This window comes from Bradyrhizobium sp. INPA03-11B (assembly GCF_040446015.1).
GTDB classification, from domain to species: domain Bacteria; phylum Pseudomonadota; class Alphaproteobacteria; order Rhizobiales; family Xanthobacteraceae; genus Bradyrhizobium; species Bradyrhizobium macuxiense_A.
In genome coordinates this window covers 32,307-51,756 of sequence record NZ_JASGSR010000040.1, presented here as the reverse complement: position 1 = coordinate 51,756, position 19,450 = coordinate 32,307, and the positions used below count along the sequence as shown (strand labels likewise).

23 protein-coding genes are annotated in these 19,450 nt (G+C 64.0%); 9 read left to right on the top strand and 14 right to left on the bottom strand.

The features are described from left to right. Positions 1-145 precede the first annotated feature (145 nt). Complete coding sequence (locus tag QMZ05_RS18780) at positions 146-322, top strand: hypothetical protein (RefSeq protein ID WP_279706458.1); 177 nt, start codon at positions 146-148, stop codon at positions 320-322. Here QMZ05_RS18780 and QMZ05_RS18775 read toward each other — a convergent pair. Together QMZ05_RS18775 and QMZ05_RS18770 are read right to left on the bottom strand one after the other, a co-directional pair. Beyond that, the gene (locus QMZ05_RS18775; RefSeq protein ID WP_353702092.1) at positions 313-1,392 is read right to left on the bottom strand and encodes a nitronate monooxygenase family protein; all 1,080 of its coding nucleotides are present in this window, start codon (positions 1,390-1,392) and stop codon (positions 313-315) included. The two genes, QMZ05_RS18780 and QMZ05_RS18775, sit on opposite strands and share 10 nt — an antisense overlap. A 163-nt stretch (positions 1,393-1,555) precedes the next feature. After that, a complete protein-coding gene (locus tag QMZ05_RS18770) occupies positions 1,556-2,581 on the bottom strand; it encodes a nitronate monooxygenase (protein ID WP_353702091.1) in 1,026 nt (341 codons plus the stop codon). A 118-nt stretch (positions 2,582-2,699) separates the two neighbouring features. On the opposite strand from QMZ05_RS18770, the gene QMZ05_RS18765 reads away from it, so the two are divergent. The 3 genes from QMZ05_RS18765 to QMZ05_RS18755 all read left to right on the top strand — a co-directional run bounded on the left by QMZ05_RS18765 (position 2,700) and on the right by QMZ05_RS18755 (position 5,179). After that, on the top strand, positions 2,700-3,590 hold the full coding sequence (locus QMZ05_RS18765) for a LysR substrate-binding domain-containing protein (RefSeq protein WP_353702090.1): 891 nt from the start codon (positions 2,700-2,702) through the stop codon (positions 3,588-3,590). Between the two features lie 177 nt (positions 3,591-3,767). Next, positions 3,768-4,250, top strand: a complete 483-nt coding sequence (gene ruvX, locus QMZ05_RS18760; RefSeq protein ID WP_353702089.1) for a Holliday junction resolvase RuvX — start codon at positions 3,768-3,770, stop codon at positions 4,248-4,250. Between the two features lie 2 nt (positions 4,251-4,252). After that, positions 4,253-5,179 (top strand): AEC family transporter, encoded by a 927-nt coding sequence (locus QMZ05_RS18755; protein WP_353702088.1) that lies wholly within the window; start codon positions 4,253-4,255, stop codon positions 5,177-5,179. Between the two features lie 35 nt (positions 5,180-5,214). On the opposite strand, the gene QMZ05_RS18750 is transcribed toward QMZ05_RS18755, so the two are convergent. Beyond that, positions 5,215-5,796 (bottom strand): hypothetical protein, encoded by a 582-nt coding sequence (locus QMZ05_RS18750; RefSeq protein WP_353702087.1) that lies wholly within the window; start codon positions 5,794-5,796, stop codon positions 5,215-5,217. A 266-nt stretch (positions 5,797-6,062) separates the two neighbouring features. Between QMZ05_RS18750 and QMZ05_RS18745 the strand changes: the two genes are divergently transcribed. Next, positions 6,063-6,248: a hypothetical protein gene (locus QMZ05_RS18745; protein ID WP_146985985.1), complete on the top strand. Its 186-nt coding sequence runs from the start codon at positions 6,063-6,065 to the stop codon at positions 6,246-6,248. Positions 6,249-6,269: 21 nt separating this feature from the next. Here the strand turns inward: QMZ05_RS18745 and QMZ05_RS18740 are convergent, their stop codons facing one another. Next, positions 6,270-7,481 (bottom strand): ABC transporter substrate-binding protein, encoded by a 1,212-nt coding sequence (locus QMZ05_RS18740; RefSeq protein ID WP_353702086.1) that lies wholly within the window; start codon positions 7,479-7,481, stop codon positions 6,270-6,272. A gap of 351 nt (positions 7,482-7,832) precedes the next feature. On the opposite strand from QMZ05_RS18740, the gene QMZ05_RS18735 reads away from it, so the two are divergent. Continuing rightward, the gene (locus tag QMZ05_RS18735; RefSeq protein ID WP_353702085.1) at positions 7,833-8,204 is read left to right on the top strand and encodes a hypothetical protein; all 372 of its coding nucleotides are present in this window, start codon (positions 7,833-7,835) and stop codon (positions 8,202-8,204) included. Between the two features lie 146 nt (positions 8,205-8,350). On the opposite strand, the gene QMZ05_RS18730 is transcribed toward QMZ05_RS18735, so the two are convergent. From QMZ05_RS18730 to QMZ05_RS18685, 10 genes are all read right to left on the bottom strand, one after another. Continuing rightward, entirely contained in the window at positions 8,351-9,124 is a 774-nt protein-coding gene (locus QMZ05_RS18730) for a CPBP family intramembrane glutamic endopeptidase (protein ID WP_353702084.1), read from the bottom strand. Positions 9,125-9,134: 10 nt separating this feature from the next. Next, a complete protein-coding gene (locus tag QMZ05_RS18725) occupies positions 9,135-10,778 on the bottom strand; it encodes an acyl-CoA dehydrogenase family protein (RefSeq protein ID WP_353702107.1) in 1,644 nt (547 codons plus the stop codon). Positions 10,779-10,925: 147 nt separating this feature from the next. Continuing rightward, a complete protein-coding gene (locus tag QMZ05_RS18720; protein ID WP_353702083.1) occupies positions 10,926-11,339 on the bottom strand; it encodes a hypothetical protein in 414 nt (137 codons plus the stop codon). A 161-nt stretch (positions 11,340-11,500) separates the two neighbouring features. Then, positions 11,501-12,244 (bottom strand): hypothetical protein, encoded by a 744-nt coding sequence (locus tag QMZ05_RS18715; RefSeq protein ID WP_353702082.1) that lies wholly within the window; start codon positions 12,242-12,244, stop codon positions 11,501-11,503. A 32-nt stretch (positions 12,245-12,276) separates the two neighbouring features. After that, positions 12,277-12,987 (bottom strand): hypothetical protein, encoded by a 711-nt coding sequence (locus QMZ05_RS18710; RefSeq protein ID WP_353702081.1) that lies wholly within the window; start codon positions 12,985-12,987, stop codon positions 12,277-12,279. A gap of 14 nt (positions 12,988-13,001) precedes the next feature. Then, positions 13,002-13,577, bottom strand: coding sequence for a hypothetical protein (locus QMZ05_RS18705; RefSeq protein ID WP_353702080.1), 576 nt, complete (start codon positions 13,575-13,577; stop codon positions 13,002-13,004). 34 nt (positions 13,578-13,611) lie between these two features. Further along, positions 13,612-14,220: a hypothetical protein gene (locus QMZ05_RS18700; RefSeq protein WP_353702079.1), complete on the bottom strand. Its 609-nt coding sequence runs from the start codon at positions 14,218-14,220 to the stop codon at positions 13,612-13,614. 171 nt (positions 14,221-14,391) lie between these two features. Next, on the bottom strand, positions 14,392-14,844 hold the full coding sequence (locus QMZ05_RS18695) for a hypothetical protein (protein ID WP_353702078.1): 453 nt from the start codon (positions 14,842-14,844) through the stop codon (positions 14,392-14,394). A gap of 26 nt (positions 14,845-14,870) precedes the next feature. Further along, positions 14,871-15,284, bottom strand: coding sequence for a hypothetical protein (locus tag QMZ05_RS18690; RefSeq protein WP_353702077.1), 414 nt, complete (start codon positions 15,282-15,284; stop codon positions 14,871-14,873). A gap of 129 nt (positions 15,285-15,413) precedes the next feature. Next, the gene (locus tag QMZ05_RS18685; protein ID WP_353702106.1) at positions 15,414-16,130 is read right to left on the bottom strand and encodes a M15 family metallopeptidase; all 717 of its coding nucleotides are present in this window, start codon (positions 16,128-16,130) and stop codon (positions 15,414-15,416) included. Between the two features lie 226 nt (positions 16,131-16,356). On the opposite strand from QMZ05_RS18685, the gene QMZ05_RS18680 reads away from it, so the two are divergent. The 3 genes from QMZ05_RS18680 to plsY all read left to right on the top strand — a co-directional run bounded on the left by QMZ05_RS18680 (position 16,357) and on the right by plsY (position 19,440). Further along, positions 16,357-17,310 (top strand): aspartate carbamoyltransferase catalytic subunit, encoded by a 954-nt coding sequence (locus QMZ05_RS18680; RefSeq protein WP_026192854.1) that lies wholly within the window; start codon positions 16,357-16,359, stop codon positions 17,308-17,310. Positions 17,311-17,315: 5 nt separating this feature from the next. After that, positions 17,316-18,617, top strand: a complete 1,302-nt coding sequence (locus QMZ05_RS18675; RefSeq protein ID WP_353702076.1) for a dihydroorotase — start codon at positions 17,316-17,318, stop codon at positions 18,615-18,617. A gap of 226 nt (positions 18,618-18,843) precedes the next feature. Further along, entirely contained in the window at positions 18,844-19,440 is a 597-nt protein-coding gene (gene plsY, locus QMZ05_RS18670) for a glycerol-3-phosphate 1-O-acyltransferase PlsY (RefSeq protein ID WP_279706475.1), read from the top strand. The last annotated feature ends 10 nt before the right edge of the window (positions 19,441-19,450 follow it).

Below are 19,450 nucleotides of genomic sequence, written 5' to 3'. Positions count from 1 at the left end.
CAAACAGAAAAGTTCGGAGCGCGTCATGTCAATGCTCGAAAGCCGCCCCCGGTCGGAGGGCTGGGACCCTGCCTTGTGGTCGATCGGCACAGTGCTGGGGATCGCGATCCTTTACGTGGCCTGCCTGGTCTGAGCGAGGCAAGCCATGGCCATATCCCAGGCGAAGGCTCTGCAGGAAAAGGCCGAGATGTTCGAGCGCCGCGCCGAAAGCGCCGCGGATCCGATTTCTCGCCAGCATTACAAGGAAATGGCGGCGCATTATCGCAGGCTCGCGACCGAGCATCTGGAGATCATCCGTGACGAGCCGGCGCGTCAGGCCTGAGACAGCGCCCCCATCCGCGCCAGCGCCGCGCCAGCGAGTGCGCGAGTCAGCTCCGCAGCCGGCATCTCCTTGCCCATCCGGACCGCCTGGCCGGCCCAAAGATTGGTGAAATCGACCTTGCCCTGCTTTTCGGCAGCCGCCTTCAGGGGTCCGAGGGCGGTCGCCGCATGCGGGAACGCCGGCGCGTCAGGCGAGATCGGGCCGACCTCGCGCATCACGCGATTGGCGACGCCGCGCGCCGGGCGGCCAGTCATCACGTTGGTGATGACGGTCGATTCATCGCTGGCCTGTGCCAACGCGACCCGGCCCTGCGCGGTCACCTTGGACTCCGGACAGCGCAGATAGGCCGTGCCGATTTGCACGGCCGAGGCGCCGAGCGCGAAGGCCGCCGCGATGCCGCGTCCGTCAGCGATGCCGCCGGCCGCGACGACCGGCACCTTCACCGCATCCACCACCTGCGGCAGCAGCGAGAATGTGCCCGGCTGCTCGGCGATATCATCGGTCAGGAACATGGCGCGATGGCCGCCGGCGTCGGCGCCCTGCGCGATGATGACGTCGGCGCCGTTCTCCTCGAGCCAGATCGCCTCCTTCACGGTCGTCGCCGACGACATCACGACGGCGCCCGTCCCCTTCACCCGTTGCAACAGTTTCGGCTCCGGCAGGCCGAAATGGAAGCTGACGACCTCGGGCTTCAGCTCCTCGACCACGGCGCAGAACGCCGCATCGAACGGCGCGCGGTTCGCCGCGTTGATCGGTGCGTTGGGATCGAGGCCGTGCTCGCGATAGTAAGGCGCCAGGCGCTGCCGCCATGTCGCCTCGCGCGCCGGATCGGCGTCGACCGCCTTGTGGCAAAAGAAATTGAGGTTGACCGGCGCGGAGACGCGCTGGCGGATGATGTTGACCTGCTCGCGCGCCTTCTCGGCCGACAGCATCGCGCATGGCAGCGAGCCGAGCCCGCCGCCTTGCGCCACCGCGATCACCAGCTCCGCATCCATCACGCCGGCCATCGGCGCCAGCACGATCGGGAATTCGGTCTTGAAACGATCGATCAATCGACGGTCCGGCCACATGGTGTGTCTCTTTCCTGGCTTGCTCGGAATTCCCCTCTCCCCTTGTGGGAGAGGGTGACTTCGATGCGGAAGCATCGAAGTCGGGTGAGGGGTTTCTCTCCGCGGAGACAGACCCCTCATCCGGTGCGGATTGCACATAGCCGATGCCGCGCATCGGCGTTCTCTACTTATGTACGGAGGCCGGAGGCCGCCTATGACCACCTTCTCCCACAAGGGGAGAAGGTGAAAAGTTGCGCCGGCCCTGCAGCGACTGCTCGGCCTCGGCAACGATACGGCCGACGATTTCGGCCGCGGGGACGATATCATGGATCAGGCCGACGGACTCGCCGGCAAACACTGCGGCAATGTCGAAATTGCCCGCTTCCCTCGCGGCGGCATACTCCACCGCGATCTCGTCCGCGCGCTGCATCAGCTCGATCTCGCGACCTGACCACCGCCGCAGATGATCGTTGGCAAGTGAGCGCGCGGTGAACGGCGCCGGCCACATCAGCTTGCGCGACCAGTCCATCACCACGCCGCGCACGGTCTCGCCGCTCTTCGCCGCGCGGATCAACTGCTTCGCCTGCTCGTGCGCGTCGGCCTCGACGCTGGCATAGAAGCGCGTTCCCATCAGCACGCCGGAGGCACCGAGCATCATCATCGCAGCCAAGCCGCGGCCATCAGCGATGCCGCCGGCCGCGACGACGGGCACACGCCCTGCCGAGAAATCAATGATCGCCGGCACGATGTCCATCGTGGTGCGCGACGCACCGTGACCGCCCGCCTCCGTGCCCTGCGCGATCAGGACGTCGGCGCCGCAATCGAGCGCTTCTTGCGCCATCTCCTCATTCTGCACCTGGCAGATCAGCAGCGCGCCGGCGGCTTTGATATCAGGCGCGAAGGGCGCGGGATCGCCAAATGACAGCATCACCGCGCGCGGCCGCGCCTGTAGCGCGATGTCCATCAGCTCGGGTTGCTTGGCGAGACTCCAGGTGATGAAACCGATGCCGAACGGACGGCGAAATCCGCTGAGCGCCGCAGTCTCCGCCACGAGCCACGCTCTGTCGCCGTAGCCGCCGCCCAGAATGCCGAAGCCACCTGCCTCGCTCACCGCCTTCACCAGCCGGCTCCCCGTGATCATGGCCATCGGCGCCGCCAGGATCGGATGTTCAATGCCCAGACGCGCCGTCAATTCGGTGCTGATCGGCATGCGTTTGCTCCCTGTTCTGGACTTGCTGTTCTAGACTTGCAGCCTAAGCGGGCCTATCATTCTCGGATAATGAATACTAGAGAACGCAGCCATCTCTAAATTGAAACGGTGGTCCCAGATGGAATTGACCGACCTGCTCACCTTTTCCACGGTCGCCCGGCTTGGCGGCATCACCCGGGCCGCCGACGAGCTGAATACCGTGCAGTCCAACGTCACCCAGCGCATCAAGGCGCTGGAGGCCGAGATTGGCACCGCGCTGTTCGAGCGTCACAGCCGTGGCATGTCGCTGACCGGCGCCGGTCGCCGCCTGCTGCCGTATGCGCAGCGCATGGCGGCGCTGTCGCGCGAAGCCGTGCTCGCCGCGCGCGACGACGGCGAACCGAGGGGACCGCTGTCGATCGGCTCGATGGAGACGACCGCGGCCGTGCGGCTGCCGACGCTGCTTGCCGAGTTTCACCGCCGCCACCCGGCGGTGCGACTGACGCTGCGCACCGCGCCGACCGCTGATCTCGTGGCCGCCGTGCTTGACGGCTCGCTCGATGGCGCCTTCGTCGCCGGTCCGATCGAGCACGCCGAACTATCGGCCACATCGGCCTTCACCGAGGAACTGGTGCTCGTCACCGCGCAGCGCTGGAAATCGCTCGCCGCCTTGCGCGCCGGCACATCGGAGTCGGGCCCCACCGCGCTGGTGTTCCGCACCGGCTGCACCTACCGGCAGCGCCTCGAACAGGTGTTCACCGAGTTCGGCTGGCCGTCGGCCGCGCGCTTCGAACTCGGCACGCTCGACGGCATGGTCGGCTGCGTCGCCGCCGACATGGGCGTGACGCTCTTGCCGCGCGCGGTCGTCGAGCGCGACCACGTTCAGCGCGACGTGAATATCCACAAGCTCAATCCGCAGCATGCGCAGGTCGAGACGCTGTTCATCCAGCGCCGCACCGCGCACCAGTACAGCCCGTTGCAGGGGCTTGTCGCCTGCCTCGGCGGCGACGATCGGGTGATCGCCGCATAAATGCATCGACGCCGCCGCGGTTCGTAGCCCGGATGGAGCGCAGCGCAATCCGGGACAGTTTCGCAGCGGCAAGATTCCCGGATTTCGCGGAGCCTGTCATCGGGCGCGCGTTCGCGAGACCCGTTGGCTCCATCCGGGCTACCTTTCCTTCCCTCACCCGTGCTAAGCGCTTGCGCCATGCCCGCCCTCATCCTTCCCCTGATCGAAGCCGCGCCGCACTGGCCCGAACGTGGCGCGCTCGTCGGCCTCGACCTCGGCACCAAAACCATCGGTGTTGCCGTCTCCGATCCGGACCGTCGGCTCGCGACCGGCGTCGAGACCATCCAGCGCAAGCAGTTCAAGGTGGACGCCGCGCGGCTGCTCGCGATCGCGGCCGAGCGCAATGCCGCAGGCTTCGTGCTGGGCTTGCCGATCAACATGGACGGCAGCGAAGGCCCGCGCGCACAATCGACCCGGGCCTTTGCCCGCAACCTCGCCGGGCTCACTCCCCTTGCGATCGGGTTGTGGGACGAGCGCCTCTCGACCGCGGCGGTCGAGCGCGAGTTGATCGGCATGGATGTCAGCCGCGCCCGCCGCGCCGAGGTGATCGACGAGCACGCCGCGATCTTCATCCTGCAGGGCGCGCTCGACCGGCTCGCGAAGCTGCGCGGGGACCGCTGACCATGGCCGTGGTGATCGCGGCGCTGCTGCCGGTGTTCCTGTTGATCGTGCTCGGTTTCGTCCTGAAGCGCACGCTGATGCGGCTCGACACGCAATGGCACGGGCTGGAGCAGCTTACCTACTACGTGCTGTTCCCGGTGCTGCTGGTGCAGACGCTGGTCAAGGCCGACCTGACCAAGGTACCGGTCGCCGGTGTCGGCGGCGCGCTGTTGCTCGCGGCACTCGTGATGTGCCTGCTCTGTCTTGCGCTGCGGACCGCGCTTGCCCGGGCCGGCGTCGACGGCCCAGCCTTCACCTCGATCTTCCAGGGCGCGACGCGCTGGCAGACCTATGTCGCGCTGTCGGTGTCGCGCAATCTCTTTGGCAGCACAGGTCTTGCGCTCGCCTCGGTCGCGATGGTCGCCATCATCCCGCTGGTCAACGTCTTCAGCGTCGCCGTGCTGGCGAAATATGCCTCCTCGGAGAAGCGCTCTGCCGGCGCCGTCGTGATGACGATCGTCAAGAACCCGCTGATCTGGGCCTGCGTGATCGGGCTCGTCATCAACGTCACGCACATCCCGCTGCCGCAGATCTGGCACGATGTCGCCGACGCGCTCGGTGGCTCGTCGCTCGCGATCGGCCTGCTGGTGACCGGCGCCGGGCTGCATCTGGAAGGCATCTTCCGCCCCAGCCTCGCCGCCAGCATCGCGCTGGTGCTGAAGCTGGTCCTGATGCCCGTGCTCACGGTCGCGCTCGCGGTGTGGTTCGGCGTCACCGGCGCCAATCTTGCCATCGTCGCCGCCTGCGCCGCGGTGCCGACCTCGCCGTCAGCCTATGTGCTCGCGCGCCAGATGGGCGGCGACGCCCCGCTGCTCGCCCAGATCATCACGCTGCAGACGATCCTCGCCGCGATCACGATGCCGATCGTGATCGCCGCGGTCGGGCCCTAGACGTTCACGCGCAAATCGGTGCGTCCACGCGAACTTCACCACTCCGGCTGCGGACTCCCTGCCCGCCACGGCGCGATCGGCTGGAACACCAGGCGCCCGACGAGCTTCAGGCTCGGAATGACCGAGTAGAAGGCAAGCGCGCCGATCACGAACCCGATCAGCACGGAGAACGTCTGCGTCCGGATGGTCGGATAGAACACGACCAGGAGAAGCACAACTTCGGCGAAGTAGAGCGGCACCGACGACAGCCCCGGATTGGGCCGAAAGCCCGCATTGTTGAGCGCGATGTGCGAGAACCAGCCGTCCGACAGCCGGCACCCGATGATCGCGCCGAGGCAGCCGAACGCAAGTGGCGTTTGCCAGAGCACCGTGCCGGCAATGCCGAGCAGGCCTACGATCCACAATGCAATGGTAAGGCCGCCGAAGAACGAGATCTGACCGAAAGCATCGGGTATTTTGACCCCGGCGATCGCACCGAAATAGCGCCACAGCTGGCCTTTGCGCTCCTGCAACGAATGCAGCAGCGTCAACGCCAGATCGATGATCTGCAAGGCCGCTAGGGCAACGACCGTAGCGCTTGAACCAAGTATCCAGATGTTCTGCAAATTCTCGTCCATCTGCATCACCCTGCGAAAGTGCCAAGTGAAGGATAAGAATCGCGGCGTGTCGCCTGGCCTTCTGCCGCGCGGTATTTGAACAAACTTAGCGCGAAGCCTCGCGTGGAGTTTGGATTTTGTGAAGGTCCGAAACGGTCTTCAACCGGTTCGATCGGGCCAGCATTGCCCGCCGGGAGCGCTGTCCTGATCAGGACGTGCAGCTACAAATTAGGACGCGCGCGGGTTGCAGGAATCAGCAATGATCGTTGCGCTAGGGAGCGTGACCAATGCGTGCCAACCGATTCAAGAGCTGGACCGAGAACGAGGAGCGGCTGCTGGTTGCGCTGCACGAATCCGGGATGAACCACCGACTGATCGCACTCAAGCTGCGCCGGACCGAGGCCGGAGTCGATAACCGGCTCGCGCAGATCATCCACCGGCCGCGACCAGCCGAGGACGCGTCTCGCGCGTGACCATCGTCGCGCTGATAACAGCTATTTCCTGCGCGCGTCGGTGAACGCCGTATCGAGCACATCGCCGATCGGCTGCCAGCTGCGGCCGTCGAATTGAAGCAACCGCAATTGCTCGACCGGTCGAAATTGACCGGTGTTGATCCTGATGCCCGGGAGCAAAGCGGATGCCTGATAATCCCTGATCGCCGCGGCCTGCTTCATGACGTTTTCGCGCGACAGATCGTTGCCGCATTGCCTGAGCACCTGGACCATCGTTTCGGCGGCCGCATAGCCATAGACGGCGGCAGCGTCGTCCTTGCCGCCGGCTTTGGTATATTTGTCCAGGAAGCTGTGCCAGGCGCCCTGATCTTCCGTCCAGGCCGGATCGCTCGCGTCCTTCAGGAAGGCGGCGGTGATGACGCCGGTCGCATTCTCGGTGCCGGCCGGCTTGAGCACCGTCTCGATCGATGACGCCATCTGGTTCACGACAAACACCGGCCGCCAGCCATGATCGGCCGCCGCCCGGATCACCTTGGCGGCATTTTCCGGCACGCCGGCAAACACGAAGACCTCGGCGCCGGATTGCTTCAGGATCGATATGTGGCCGTCCAGATGCTGATCGTCGACATCATAGGCGATGTCGACCCGGATGTTGTGGGCGACGTCGCCCAGCCCTTGCACCAGCCCCTTGAACAATTCACGGCCGAACTGGTCATTCTCCCAAAGCGCCACGATCTTCTTTCCGGGATAGAAAGCCTGGATGTAGTTGGCGTAGATCCGCCCCTCCTCGCGATATGATGGCTGCCAGCCCATGGTCCACGGATAGAGCGACGGCTCGCCGAAGTCCTGATCGCCGGAGGCAACGAAAAGCTGCGGGACCTGCCGTTCGTTGAGATACTTCCGCACGGCGAGATTGTCCGGCGTCCCGAACGAACCGAACATCAGGAGCACATTGTCGGTCTCGACGAGAATGCGCGTGAGGTCCATGGCATTGGAAGCGTCCGACAAATCGTCGTAGGACATGAAGCGGATCTTGCGGCCGTTGATCCCGCCGCGTTCGTTGATCATGTCGAAATAGGCGGCTTCAGCCTTGCCGATCTGGCCGAAAATCTCCAGCGCGCCGCTATACGGCATCAGATTGCCGATCCGGATTTCGGTATCGGTCACACCCTGGTCGCGCACCTGCTGCGTGATGGCGCCGAGCGACGCCAGCGCGACGACGCTGGCCAGAAGAGTTCGGAACAACGTAGCCATGGGAAGAGCTCGCACGACGGCAGCCGCCGCTGCCTGGTTTCGATCCGGCCCGCGCTCGTTCGTTGATTTAGATGATAGCACTTTGGCGGGGATGGTGGCAGCCTCTACGTCAGGTTCCAATGGGCGACGATGCGCGCCCCTACTGGTTACAGATCGTCACGCGGCTGGCGATTTTGGCGGCATCACGATTCCGATCGTGATCGCCGCGGTGGAGCTTTAGGCGCGCCTTCATAGTACAATCACTTAGGCTTTGCGGTCGAAGGCCGACGTCGACTTGGATAGATGCCTGCGTTGGGCCAAACTCACCTGGCATGCTAGAGAGTAGGACCTAGGAAGTCAGTCAGGACGCCCATGGATGAACGATCGAAACCAGTTGAGGCCATCGTCGGCGAAAAGCTGAGTGCCATCACTTTCGTGTTGGATTATTGGCAACTGCAGTTCGACGGACCAAGCATCAATGCTCTTACGCGCGTGGAAGTATGGGCCGGCGGAGTGGCCCTGCGCGATGGACATGACCAGTTCAGAAATCTCATCTGTGATCAAATAGGGAAAGTCGTCGCAGGCGTCGCGCTGATACGGCCGGAATCTTTCACGATCACCTTTGAAGATCGATCCGAGATCAAAATCTCACTGAAACGGGAAGACTATCGAGGGCCCGAAGCGATGATCTTCTTTGGCCATAACTCACCGACCGTGGTGGTTCGGGCAGACGATTGGGCCTAGTTGCAAGACCTGCGGATGCTCGACGCGGTAGCCGCCTTCGCCCTATCCGCGTCATTGCGAGCGAAGCGAAGCAATCCATCTTTCTCCATGCTGAGACGTGGATTGCTTCGTCGCTTCGCTCCTCGCAATGACGGTTGGATAAGGCGTCACGACCCCGCCAGCCACCAGGTCTGGATCGTCGCCGCAAGATTGTTCAGCCCGTGCAGCAGGATGGTTAGCCAGGTCGAGCCGGTGCGGAAGCGCAGATAGCCGAACAGAAGTCCGATCGTCAGCACCTGGCAGAGGAAGAACCAGTCGTACTGCAGGTGCATCACCGTCCAGACCAGCGATGACAGCAGGATCGCGCCATACGGGCCGAGCGCGGATTCCGACCAGCCACGATAGAGCCAGCCGCGCGCGAACAGCTCCTCCCAGAGCGGCGCAGCCACGGCGAAGGCGATCACCAGAAGCCATAGCGCGCTGTGCTCCTGTGCCGATTTCAGCACGTCGCCCATGAAGCCCGGCGTCACCTCGCGGCCGGCCGCGCGGGACACCATGTCCCAGGCGCCGACCAGCACGATGAGCGCGACGATGCCGATGATCACGTTCTTCCACGACGTCCAGTGCAGCCCGAGATAATCGGCGAACGAAATCCGGGTCCGGCGGATCGCGAACCACAGCACCAGCAGCACCATCGGCAGCCCGGCGAGGACCGAGAGCGAGATCGTCAGGCCGTCGGCGACTACATGGGTGATGCCGGCGGCCGACAGTTCCCCGCCCTGCGCGATGATGCGGTAGACGATGACTGCGAGCTGGCCGAGGAACATCGCGGCGAAGATCACAAAACCCCACAGCGCGGTACCCCAGAACTTCCAGGCCCGCGGAGGGCGTGGCGGAGCATCGGGAACGGCAGGCGGCGTATCGGGATTGAGAGCGTCCATCAGCAAACCTTCATGGCAGCGCCCGCGCCAGCAGCGCGCGCTGATCGGCATCGGACAGGTCCACCGCGCCGTACATGCCGGCGTGGCGTTCGGCAAGCCGTGTCGCTGCGAACAGTTCGGCATTGTCAGGCGAAACTTGGTTGAGCGCCGCGGCTGCCGCCAAGAGCGCCAGCTTCTCGACCGCAAGCCGCGCGATGCGCTCGCTGTCCGGACGGCGGAACGATTGCCCGATCGATGCGACGGCCTCGGCCGCGCCCGGCAGGCCCTTCGTCTCGTCGGCGAGCGCGCGCAGCACGGCCAACGCGGCGTCGGCCTCGCGGCCGAGCGCGCGCAGCACGTCGAGGCACATCACGTTCCCGGAGCCTTCCCAGATCGCGTTGACCGGCGACTCCCGGTAATGCCGCGCCAGAATGCCCTCCTCGACATAGCCGTTGCCGCCGAGGCACTCCATCGCCTCATAGAGGAAGCCGGGCGCGCTCTTGCAGGTCCAGTATTTGATCGCCGGCGTCAGCAGCCGCATGTAAGCAGCCTCGCCTGCATCGGCTCCCGCGCGGTCGAAGGCGCGGCACAGCCGCATCACCAGTGCCACGGACGCCTCGACCTGCAGCGCCATGTCCGAGAGCACCGCCTGCATCAGCGGCTGGTCGGCGAGATGCTTCTGGAACACGCTGCGATGCCGCGCGTGATTGAGCGCATGCGCCAGCCCCGAGCGCATCAGGCCGACGGAGGCGATCGAGCAATCCTGCCGCGTCAGTTGCACCATCTGGATGATGGTGCGGATGCCCTTGCCCTCCTCGCCCATCAGCTCGGCATAAGCGCCGTGGAATTCGACCTCGGACGAGGCGTTGGAGCGGTTGCCGAGCTTGTCCTTGAGCCGCTGGAAGTGGATCGCGTTGACGGTGCCGTCGGGCGCAAAGCGCGGCATGAAGAAGCAGCTCAGGCCCCGCTCCGTTTGCGCCAGCACCAGGAAGGCGTCGCACATCGGCGCCGACATGAACCATTTGTGTCCGGTGATGCGCCAGGCGCCGCCATCGAGCTCGGCGCGCGTCATGTTGGCGCGCACATCCGTGCCGCCCTGCTTCTCCGTCATGCCCATGCCGAGCGTCATGCCGCGCTTGGTCCACCATGGCGCAAAGCTCGGGTCGTACGCGCGCGTGCCGATGACCGGCATCGTCTTCGCCAGGATATCCGGCTGCGAGGCAAGCGCCGCAACCGAGGCGCGCGTCATCGTAATCGGGCAGAGATGGCCGGTCTCGACCTGGGAGGCAATGTAGAATTTCGCCGCGCGCACCACCTCGGCCGCGCCGCCGGCCGGCTTACCCTGGGGGTTCCAGGTCGAATTGTGCACACCGGCATGGGCGGAGTGCGCCATCAACTCGTGATAGGCCGGATGAAACTCGACCTCGTCGCGGCGATTGCCCCTGGAATCGAAGGTGCGCAGCTTCGGCGTGTTCTCGTTGGCGATGCGGCCGCGCTCGGCCATGACGGCGGAGCCCCAATGCTTGCCGAAATCCGACAGTTCATTGGTGGCCGCGGCGCCGCCATTGGCGGCGACGGCTGCGGCCAGCGGCGCGTCCGTCGTGAACAGGTCGACGTTCCAAAACGGCGGCGACTGGTTGAGCACGTCGTGGGTGGCAAACGGAGCCTGCGTCATGGTCTCCTCGGAAATGGTCTCGCCGCGCACAATGCCGGGACTACCGGCCTGCACGGGCCAGGATCATCGCCGGCAACAGCGCGATGGAATCGGGGGATCATAAGCCAGCGACCCGGCGCGGGGCAGCAAAAAGTACACGTCGGACGGTCAGGTCAGACGCGCCCTGTCCACCTTGGTCCTGGAAGCCAGTACCGGAAGCAGGTCGCCGGCGTGCAGCGGCTGGCCGCAGGGGAAATACGACATCCGCAGCACCGACTGGTGCGTGACCCCGTCGACCGGCGAGACATAGACGACGCGCACCTCGATCTTGTGCCTCACATTGTAGCCCTGCCACTTCGGATTCTCCTTCCGCAGCAGTTCGGCAACATCGCAACGGACCATGTCGGAGGTCCACTTCGTCTTGGTGAGGATCCCGCGCTCGACCTTTTCCAGATAGCATTGGTCATTGACGCCGCTGATGCGCGCGTCGACGCGCGCGTAGTTCGTGGTCTTGTCGTACTGATCGTAGGCCACGATGCCAATCGCACCGGCCAAACTGATCGCAAGGCCTGCCAGACGCATGTTCCGGGCTCCCGCTCTGTCCGCCCATGATAGGCGGGGTAATTAAAGAGTCTTGAACGCGCGCTCTGCGGCATGCGCCACGGCAACGACACTCTTGCAAAAACCTGTCGGATTTAACGAAATTCCGTCACGTCAGCGCGCTCGCGGCGCCCTAGCCGCGCTCACAGTGCATCATTGCGGACGATGAACCGGCCGGACGCGCGCACATCGGGCGCATGTGCGGTGCTTGCCGCCCGTGTCTCGCCGAACAGGCGTTGCCACCAGGAACGGCCTCCTTTGGCGAGCAGCAAGCACTCTCGATAGGGACAGGGCAGCGGATGGGCAACGTGAGCCTTGTCGATTTGCCGCCCGAACTCCTCTGACAATAGTGTTTCGATCGATCTCAAGTCGGATAAGGCGACATTCCTCGCTTTCAAAGACGGGCAGCCTTGCCCCTCATCCGACGTCATTTCGGCAGTGTCGCCGATCCTCCGGACCGAAAAGCCAATCCGCACGCCTGCTGGAACCCCGGTGATCACCTGATCCGCAAGTCCGAGCACATAGACACCGGCGATTTTCGCGTTTGGCTGGACGCGCAAGCTCCATTCGATCGACTCAAAACCTGCCAGTACGATGAACACCGGTGCGGTTTCGTTCGGCACGACAATTTCCTGCCGTCCAACTCGTTTGATGCTGTGCGGAATATGGAAGTCGCTCTGAAGACTTCCAGAAGAGGCTTGGTAGACGATCGTCGACGCGCTCTCCGGAAGATGGAAACGGCATGACCCAAGCGTTGGGATCGTTTCGTCGGCGGGCGCCTCGCTGCCGGCGTTTGCAGTTGTGCCGGCGAAAACGAGGCCCATTGCAGTTACCAGAGCCAGTCCGTTTAGATCTTTGGTAAACAGCGAGCGGCGAGGCCTGCGCATGCTCGTTGCTCCTGGTTCCGCTCCGAAGATATTCAGGGCACAATCAATCGAGCCGACGTCCTGGTAACATCGCCGGTTTTTGGGGCCTGTTCTTCCGCTTTGGCGCTGCCGAACAGCCGGGCCCAGAACGAAGGCTTGGGTTTGTCGGCGACTTTACCGCTACGTTCACACAGGAAGTAGCTGCAATCCTCATGTGCGCTGTTGTAGGACTCGTTCGGGTAGTGACTGAACTCGGTGTAGAGCATCGTGCTCAATGCCTTCATGTCGTCACCCCACCAAGTCTTGCGAGCCGGGCAGTCACGGCCAACACCACCCGTGAAAATGGAAAAGCCGAGCCTCACATTCGCTGGCAGGTTGCTGACGATCTGGTCTCGGTAGCCGAGCACAAGCGCTCCGGCGACTTGTGCTCCCGGATCGATCCTCAAATCCCATTCGGTGGGCCCGTAGGAAACGAGCACGATGAAGAGCGGCTTATCCCGCTTCGGGACGGTGATCGGTTGTCGGCCGAGATGGGTATCTTGTTCGTGAAATAGGCGGTAGCGGCTCGGCTTCGAACCACCATAGGTATAGTAAACGATCGTTGCGACGTCCTTGGGCAGGCTGAGCCAACACGATCCCAGACTCGGTGCAGGGAGTTCCTCCGCGGCAGCCAATGCCGGGGATGGCGGTGCGGTCACCAACGCCGCCATGCTAACCAGGGCGGCAACGACGACCACAACGAACGGCTTGGTCCAACTCCACATCATACAACCTCCGCCTATTGGCGCTTGTATAGCTGGTCGTAACGCTCCCGATCTTCCTGAGCACGGCGCGCGTATTCCTCATCGATGGATTTGCGCATCTGCAGGATCTGCGGAGTCGCGTTCAACGAGACACGCGCCATCGGCCTGGAGATGTTGGTGATGGAGAACAGCCGGTTGCGCAGCTTGGCGTCGATCTGTTCGGCTAAGGCTGAACTGTAGAGATCGGCGTACGCAGGATTGTCATCCAGCATCTTCTTGATCTCGTCGCGCTTATCGTTGTCGGGTGGGACGATGGCGACGGTGACAAGCGAACCTTTTTTATCGGCGGCGGTTGTCGCGGTGAGACGAAATGTTTCCTTGCCTGCACCGTTCTGCAGTGCCCAGACCGATAGCTTGTCGTTCTCCCGCCAATGCCTCGCCTTATGGTTCGCGAATATGACCTCCGGCAGATCGATCTGGTCGATGAGATGATTCACCTCAGAGACTGGCATCGCATAGACGCGGTTCGTGTCCGCGCCGGAGCCGATCCCGAAGTAAATCGCGAGCGACATGCCAAGCACCAGCACCCCTAACGCAGCGCGAATACCCATGTGATAGATCCCTCCTTCGCGATCGGCAAGCGCGTCAGTGCGCCGGCCAATTGTTTTTGGCAGCAAGCTTTCGAGCCGTCTCGATCGAAAGGCCGGGCGGATCGTCGTAGTTGGCGGCGAAGCCCTGCGCCAAAATCTGTGCATCCTCGCTGCAGGCGCCTCCAGACGGACTACGATCAAGGTAGCGCGCAGACTCCTCGACCCGTTCATTGTCAAATGAACGCTTTTCGATCGCCGACTCGATGAGTTCTGCGATCGCCGGACGTATCGGCTGCTTCAGTATCGGGTGGCCGTAATTCTGCGTGCCGTCGTAAATTTCGTGGCCGTTGCGCTCGAGAGGTACGTTGAGCTTCAGCGTCACGCCCTTGGGAGATTCGGCTACAACGACGTTGAAGGTGAGAACGGCCTTGCCGTTCGCACGCGCCGTCCAGGTCACCGTGCGGTCGTCGGATTTCACACTGCCGAAGGTGAACAGCACGCCGCAATGGCGGGCATAGCGGAAGCCGCCGGTGTCGGAATTGTCCAGGCGGCGCACCGCTTCAACGACGCCGAACGGATATTCCTTGACCTGGGGCTCTGACTTGCAGCCCGTCAGCGCACTGCTCCCGCAAATCAGCATCACAAAAATTCGCAATGAACGCATGATCCCTCCGCAAGATGCGGTAACGATTAATCCGGCAATGACTAAAGGATTGATGTGCGGGCCTGCCTCGATTGGCTCAATGTCGTCGGCATACTAAATCGTGCATTAATTCGACAACGCAACCTCGAGTGAAATCACAAGCGGACAATCCCGAACCTATGAGTGCCCGCCCTAGATGCTTCCATGCTGGGGCGCGTGGCGGCCGAGCCGCCGGTCCAGCCAGTCGTTGGCACGGGTCTTGTTGGCTTCTTTCCGGGACGCCTGGACGGGGAAGATGTCGCCGGCGCGCAGCGGCCGGCCATCGGGATAGGCCGCCATCTGCAGGTACGATTCATGCGCGGCGCCGTCCACGGGCGAGATATAGGCAAACCGGATCTCGATCTTGTGCTTGATGTCGTAGCCCTGCCATTTCGGATGGTTGCGCGCCAGAAGCTCAGTTAGTTCGCACGGCAGCAGATCGGACGTCGAGCTCCGATTTCCCTCCGTCTTTTCCAGATAGCACTGCTCCTTGACGCTGCTGACGCGGGCGTCGATCGGGCGGAAGTTCACCCGCTTGTCGAACTCGCGATAGGCATAGAAGCCGGCAAGGCCGATCGCGATCATCCCGTAGACGCCGACACGCATGACGAGCTCCCGAACCGCCGCGACAATCAGATCATGCGCGTCTTGTCCGCCTTGGTCTTGGAGGCCAGCACCGGAAACACGTCGCCGGCGCGCAGCGGCTTGCCGTTGGGGAAGTAGGACATCTGCAGGCTCGACTGATGCGAGACGCCATCGACCGGCGAGACGTAGACCACGCGCACGTCGATCTTGTGCCTTAGGTCGTAGCCCTGCCACTTCGGATGCTCCTTGCGGAGCAACTCGGCAACCTCACAACGGGTCAGGTCAGAGGTCCACGTCGTCTTGGTGATGACGCCGCGCTCCACCTTTTCCAGATAGCATTGATCGTTGACGGCGCTGATGCGTGCATCGACACGCTGATAATTCGCACCCTTGTCGTATTGATCGTAGATCGCGATGCCGGCGGCGCCGGCGGCAATAAGTGCAAAGGCTGCTAAACGCATGCTTCGTGCTCCCGCAATGCCCGCACCTCATACGGCCACAATTAAAGAGTGTTGAAAGCGAACTCAGCCACTTATGCGATGGCAAGCTTTGTCTTGCCGAAATACCTTGGATTTGAGAAAAATCCGGCGCTAGTGCGCGCGCGTGATCGGGAAATCGTAGGCCGAGCTACCGGCCCCCGGCAGCGAAAAGTGCCACCATTCCTTTGAATAATTGGCGAACCCCTGCCCGGCCATGGCCGCGACCAGCATGCTCCGCCAGCGCCTCTGCGCCGGCGTGATCGAGCCCGCAGCGGTGTGGGCCTTGACGTCGGAACAGTCATAGCCCGTGCCCATGTCGACGCTGCCTTCTGGGGCGCGCGCGGCGACCGGCGCAGTGCAGTCGGCATAGTCCTTGGCCGGATCGAATTTGCGCGAATTGTCGGCGGTCAGATCGACCAGCGTGAGATCGACCGCGGCACCGGTCGAATGCCCCGAATGGGTGGCGATGTAGCCGAGGCGGAACAGGTCTGCCTTCGAGAAGGCCGGATTGTAGCGCCGCTCGGCGGCGGTCTCCTTGCCGTTCTTCGACCACGCCACCATATCGGCGACCGCGCGGGCCGGCCGGTAGCAATCGAACATCTTCAGCGACAGCTTTTGCCGGGCCAGTTCCTGCTGCACGGCCCTGAGCCGCAGCCCCACCTCCCGCTTCACCACGCATTCTGCCGCGCCATAGCCCGCGATCGGCCGGCCCATGAAATTGTTCACGCCGGCGTAGCGGATGTCCTGGATGATGGTCGGGTCGATGTCGCCGAGGAACGCAAAGTCGCCGGGGAGGTTCTGGCCAAGAACCGGTGCGACCAGGCTCATGACGGCAGCGACGACGATCACGACAAGTTTCACGGCGTCCACGCTCCCATGTCATGGCCGGGCTGATCGGGCCGTCCAAGTCATGTTCCGGAAACGCCCGCAGAAGCAAGGCGCGGCTGCCCGAGACTGGCGTCCAGAGCCCGGCCACATCTTACTCGGGGAAAACTCCCCCCGGCCCTCTTCGCGCTTGCCCCACCGGCCATCCGCGCCTATAGCTCTGGCTTTAATGACCCCATCATTGAAATCGACTTTTGTCCTCGGCCACCGGCATTTGCTGGGCATCGAGGGCCTTTCCGCTGACGACATCACGGGCCTGCTCGACCTCTCCGAGGAGTATGTCGAGCTTAACCGCCAGGTCGACAAGAAACGCGCCAGTCTGCGCGGCCGCACCCAGGTCAATCTGTTCTTCGAGGCCTCGACCCGGACCCAGTCCTCGTTCGAGATCGCCGGAAAACGCCTGGGCGCCGACGTCATGAACATGTCGGTGTCATCGATGTCGACCCGCAAGGGCGAGACCTTGATGGACACCGCGGTGACGCTGAACGCGATGCACCCCGACATCCTGGTGGTGCGCCACCACGCCTCCGGTGCGGTCGAGCTCTTGGCACGCAAGGTTGACGGTTCCGTGATCAATGCCGGCGACGGCAGCCACGAGCACCCGACCCAGGCGCTGCTCGACGCACTGACGATCCGGCGCAACAAGGGCCGGCTCGAGGGGCTGACGATCGCGATCTGCGGCGACGTGCTGCATTCGCGCGTGGCGCGCTCCAACATCTTCCTGCTCAACACCATGGGCGCCCGCGTCCGCGTGGTGGCCCCCTCCACGCTGCTGCCGCCCGGGATCGAGCGGATGGGCGTCGAGGTCGCGCGCGACATGCGCGAGGGGCTCAACGGCGCCGACATCGTGATGATGCTGCGGCTGCAGCGCGAGCGCATGAACGGCTCCTTCGTGCCGTCGTCGGGCGAGTATTTCCACTATTTCGGCCTCGACCAGAAGAAGCTCGGCTACGCCAAGCCGGACGCGCTGGTGATGCATCCGGGCCCGATGAACCGCGGTGTCGAGATCGACACCTTCGTCGCCGACGGCGCGCAATCGCTGATCCGTGAACAAGTAGAAATGGGTGTGGCAGTGCGCATGGCGGTGCTGGAAGCGCTCGCCCGCAACCTGCCGAACGCGTGAGACCGATGCTGACCGACCGCCGCCCCATCCTGCTCGCCAACGCCCGCGTCATCGATCCGTCGCGCGACTTCGACGGTCCGGGCGATGTCCTGATCGCCGACGGCGTGATCCGTGACGCCAAGCGCGGCATCGGCGCCGCCGGCGTCCCCGAAGGCACCGACATCGTCAATTGCGCCGGCAAGATCGTGGCCCCCGGCCTGATCGACATGCGCGCCTTCGTCGGTGAACCCGGCGCCAGCCACCGCGAGACCTTTGCCTCCGCCAGCCAGGCCGCCGCCGCCGGCGGCATCACCACCATCATCTGCCAGCCCGACACCTCGCCGGTGATCGACAATTCGGCGACCGTGGACTTCGTGCTGCGCCGCGCCCGCGACACCGCAATCGTCAACATCCATCCGATGGCGGCGCTGACCAAGGGCATGCAGGGCCAGGAGATGACCGAGATCGGCCTCTTGAAGGCCGCCGGCGCCGTCGCCTTCACCGACGGCGACCGCAGCGTCACCAACGCCCAGGTGATGCGGCGCGCGCTGACCTACGCCCGCGATTTCGACGCGTTGATCGTGCATCACACCGAGGACCCGCACCTGGTGGGCGAAGGCGTGATGAACGAAGGCGAATTCGCCACAAGGCTCGGGCTCGCCGGCATTCCGACCGCCGCCGAGTCGATCATGCTCGAGCGCGACATGCGGCTCGCCAGCCTGACCGGCGGGCGCTATCACGCGGCCTCGCTGACCTCGACCGAGTCGCTGGAGATTCTCAAGCGCGCCCGCGACGCCGGTCACAACGTCTCGGCCTCGGTCTCGATCAACCACGTGACCTTGAACGAGAACGACATCGGCCCCTACCGCACCTTCCTGAAGCTGGCGCCGCCGCTGCGTACCGAGGAAGACCGCAAGGCGCTGGTCGCAGCGCTGGCCTCCGGGCTGATCGATGTCGTGATGAGCGATCACAATCCGCAGGACGTCGAGGTCAAGCGGCTGCCGTTCGCGGAAGCGGCGAGCGGCGCAGTCGGCCTGCAAACCATGCTGCCGGCAGCGCTACGGCTGATCCACAATGGCGAGATGGACTTCAAGACGCTGATCCGGGCGATGTCGACGCGGCCGGCGGAACTGCTCGGCCTGCCGGGCGGCACCCTACGTGCCGGTGCGCCGGCCGACGTGATCGTGATCGACGCCGACACCCCCTGGGTGCTCGATCGCGACGATCTGAAATCGCTGTGCAAGAATACGCCGTTCGACGACGCCCGCTTCTCGGGCCGCGTGACGCGGACCATCGTGGGCGGACGCACCGTGTACGAACACGTTTAAATCGGAGTGGAACCTAACGCGCCGCGAGTTGCGACATCGCCTCCATCGTCGTTCCAACGACGATGGCCGCGACGTAAACGACAAACAAAAGCTGCTCCAGCCGCCTGCGAACAGAAGCCATGATAAGCTCCCTCATTTCCACGGCCATGGTGCGGATCGATGGTTAATATTTCATTGATGGATTCGTCCAAATTGGACCGGACCGGCCGTCCAGGGAGCCACCGCGATGTCTGCTGACGCGTTCCTGCCGGTCGCCTTGCTGATCGGCTATCTCCTGGGCTCGATCCCGTTCGGCATGGTCCTCACCCGGCTCGCCGGCACGCAGGACCTGCGCACCATCGGCTCCGGCAATATCGGCGCCACCAACGTGCTGCGCACCGGCCGTAAGGGCCTCGCCGCGGCGACGCTGATCGGCGACATGCTGAAGGGCACGGTCGCGGTCATCATCGCTGGCACGATCGACGGCCCGAACGCGGCAATGCTGGCGGCGCTGGGGGCGTTCCTCGGCCACCTCTTCCCGGTCTGGCTGAAATTCCGCGGCGGCAAGGGTGTCGCGACCTATCTCGGCGTGCTGCTCGGCCTGTTCTGGCCGGCGGCGCTGATCTTTGCCGTGATCTGGCTCGGCACCGCCTACACCACACGCTACTCGTCGCTATCGGCCTTGATCGCCGCATTCGTGACGCCGCTGTTCCTGTGGTGGTTCGGCCACAACGCGCTTGCCTCGCTGTTCGCCGTGCTGACGCTGCTCTTGTTCTACATGCACCGCGAGAACATCAAGCGGCTGCAGGCCGGCACCGAAGGCAAGATCGGCGAGAAGAGGTAGTTTGCCGTCA

Excerpts from the sequence above, each read along its gene's own strand:
- QMZ05_RS18780 (WP_279706458.1), top strand. The coding sequence starts at position 146 with ATGGCCATATCCCAGGCGAAGGCTCTGCAGGAAAAGGCCGAGATGTTC.
- QMZ05_RS18775 (WP_353702092.1), bottom strand. The coding sequence starts at position 1,392 with ATGTGGCCGGACCGTCGATTGATCGATCGTTTCAAGACCGAATTCCCG.
- QMZ05_RS18770 (WP_353702091.1), bottom strand. The coding sequence starts at position 2,581 with ATGCCGATCAGCACCGAATTGACGGCGCGTCTGGGCATTGAACATCCG.
- QMZ05_RS18765 (WP_353702090.1), top strand. The coding sequence starts at position 2,700 with ATGGAATTGACCGACCTGCTCACCTTTTCCACGGTCGCCCGGCTTGGC.
- ruvX (WP_353702089.1), top strand. The coding sequence starts at position 3,768 with ATGCCCGCCCTCATCCTTCCCCTGATCGAAGCCGCGCCGCACTGGCCC.
- QMZ05_RS18755 (WP_353702088.1), top strand. The coding sequence starts at position 4,253 with ATGGCCGTGGTGATCGCGGCGCTGCTGCCGGTGTTCCTGTTGATCGTG.
- QMZ05_RS18750 (WP_353702087.1), bottom strand. The coding sequence starts at position 5,796 with ATGGACGAGAATTTGCAGAACATCTGGATACTTGGTTCAAGCGCTACG.
- QMZ05_RS18745 (WP_146985985.1), top strand. The coding sequence starts at position 6,063 with ATGCGTGCCAACCGATTCAAGAGCTGGACCGAGAACGAGGAGCGGCTG.
- QMZ05_RS18740 (WP_353702086.1), bottom strand. The coding sequence starts at position 7,481 with ATGGCTACGTTGTTCCGAACTCTTCTGGCCAGCGTCGTCGCGCTGGCG.
- QMZ05_RS18735 (WP_353702085.1), top strand. The coding sequence starts at position 7,833 with ATGGATGAACGATCGAAACCAGTTGAGGCCATCGTCGGCGAAAAGCTG.
- QMZ05_RS18730 (WP_353702084.1), bottom strand. The coding sequence starts at position 9,124 with ATGGACGCTCTCAATCCCGATACGCCGCCTGCCGTTCCCGATGCTCCG.
- QMZ05_RS18725 (WP_353702107.1), bottom strand. The coding sequence starts at position 10,778 with ATGACGCAGGCTCCGTTTGCCACCCACGACGTGCTCAACCAGTCGCCG.
- QMZ05_RS18720 (WP_353702083.1), bottom strand. The coding sequence starts at position 11,339 with ATGCGTCTGGCAGGCCTTGCGATCAGTTTGGCCGGTGCGATTGGCATC.
- QMZ05_RS18715 (WP_353702082.1), bottom strand. The coding sequence starts at position 12,244 with ATGCGCAGGCCTCGCCGCTCGCTGTTTACCAAAGATCTAAACGGACTG.
- QMZ05_RS18710 (WP_353702081.1), bottom strand. The coding sequence starts at position 12,987 with ATGTGGAGTTGGACCAAGCCGTTCGTTGTGGTCGTCGTTGCCGCCCTG.
- QMZ05_RS18705 (WP_353702080.1), bottom strand. The coding sequence starts at position 13,577 with ATGGGTATTCGCGCTGCGTTAGGGGTGCTGGTGCTTGGCATGTCGCTC.
- QMZ05_RS18700 (WP_353702079.1), bottom strand. The coding sequence starts at position 14,220 with ATGCGTTCATTGCGAATTTTTGTGATGCTGATTTGCGGGAGCAGTGCG.
- QMZ05_RS18695 (WP_353702078.1), bottom strand. The coding sequence starts at position 14,844 with ATGCGTGTCGGCGTCTACGGGATGATCGCGATCGGCCTTGCCGGCTTC.
- QMZ05_RS18690 (WP_353702077.1), bottom strand. The coding sequence starts at position 15,284 with ATGCGTTTAGCAGCCTTTGCACTTATTGCCGCCGGCGCCGCCGGCATC.
- QMZ05_RS18685 (WP_353702106.1), bottom strand. The coding sequence starts at position 16,130 with ATGAGCCTGGTCGCACCGGTTCTTGGCCAGAACCTCCCCGGCGACTTT.
- QMZ05_RS18680 (WP_026192854.1), top strand. The coding sequence starts at position 16,357 with ATGACCCCATCATTGAAATCGACTTTTGTCCTCGGCCACCGGCATTTG.
- QMZ05_RS18675 (WP_353702076.1), top strand. The coding sequence starts at position 17,316 with ATGCTGACCGACCGCCGCCCCATCCTGCTCGCCAACGCCCGCGTCATC.
- plsY (WP_279706475.1), top strand. The coding sequence starts at position 18,844 with ATGTCTGCTGACGCGTTCCTGCCGGTCGCCTTGCTGATCGGCTATCTC.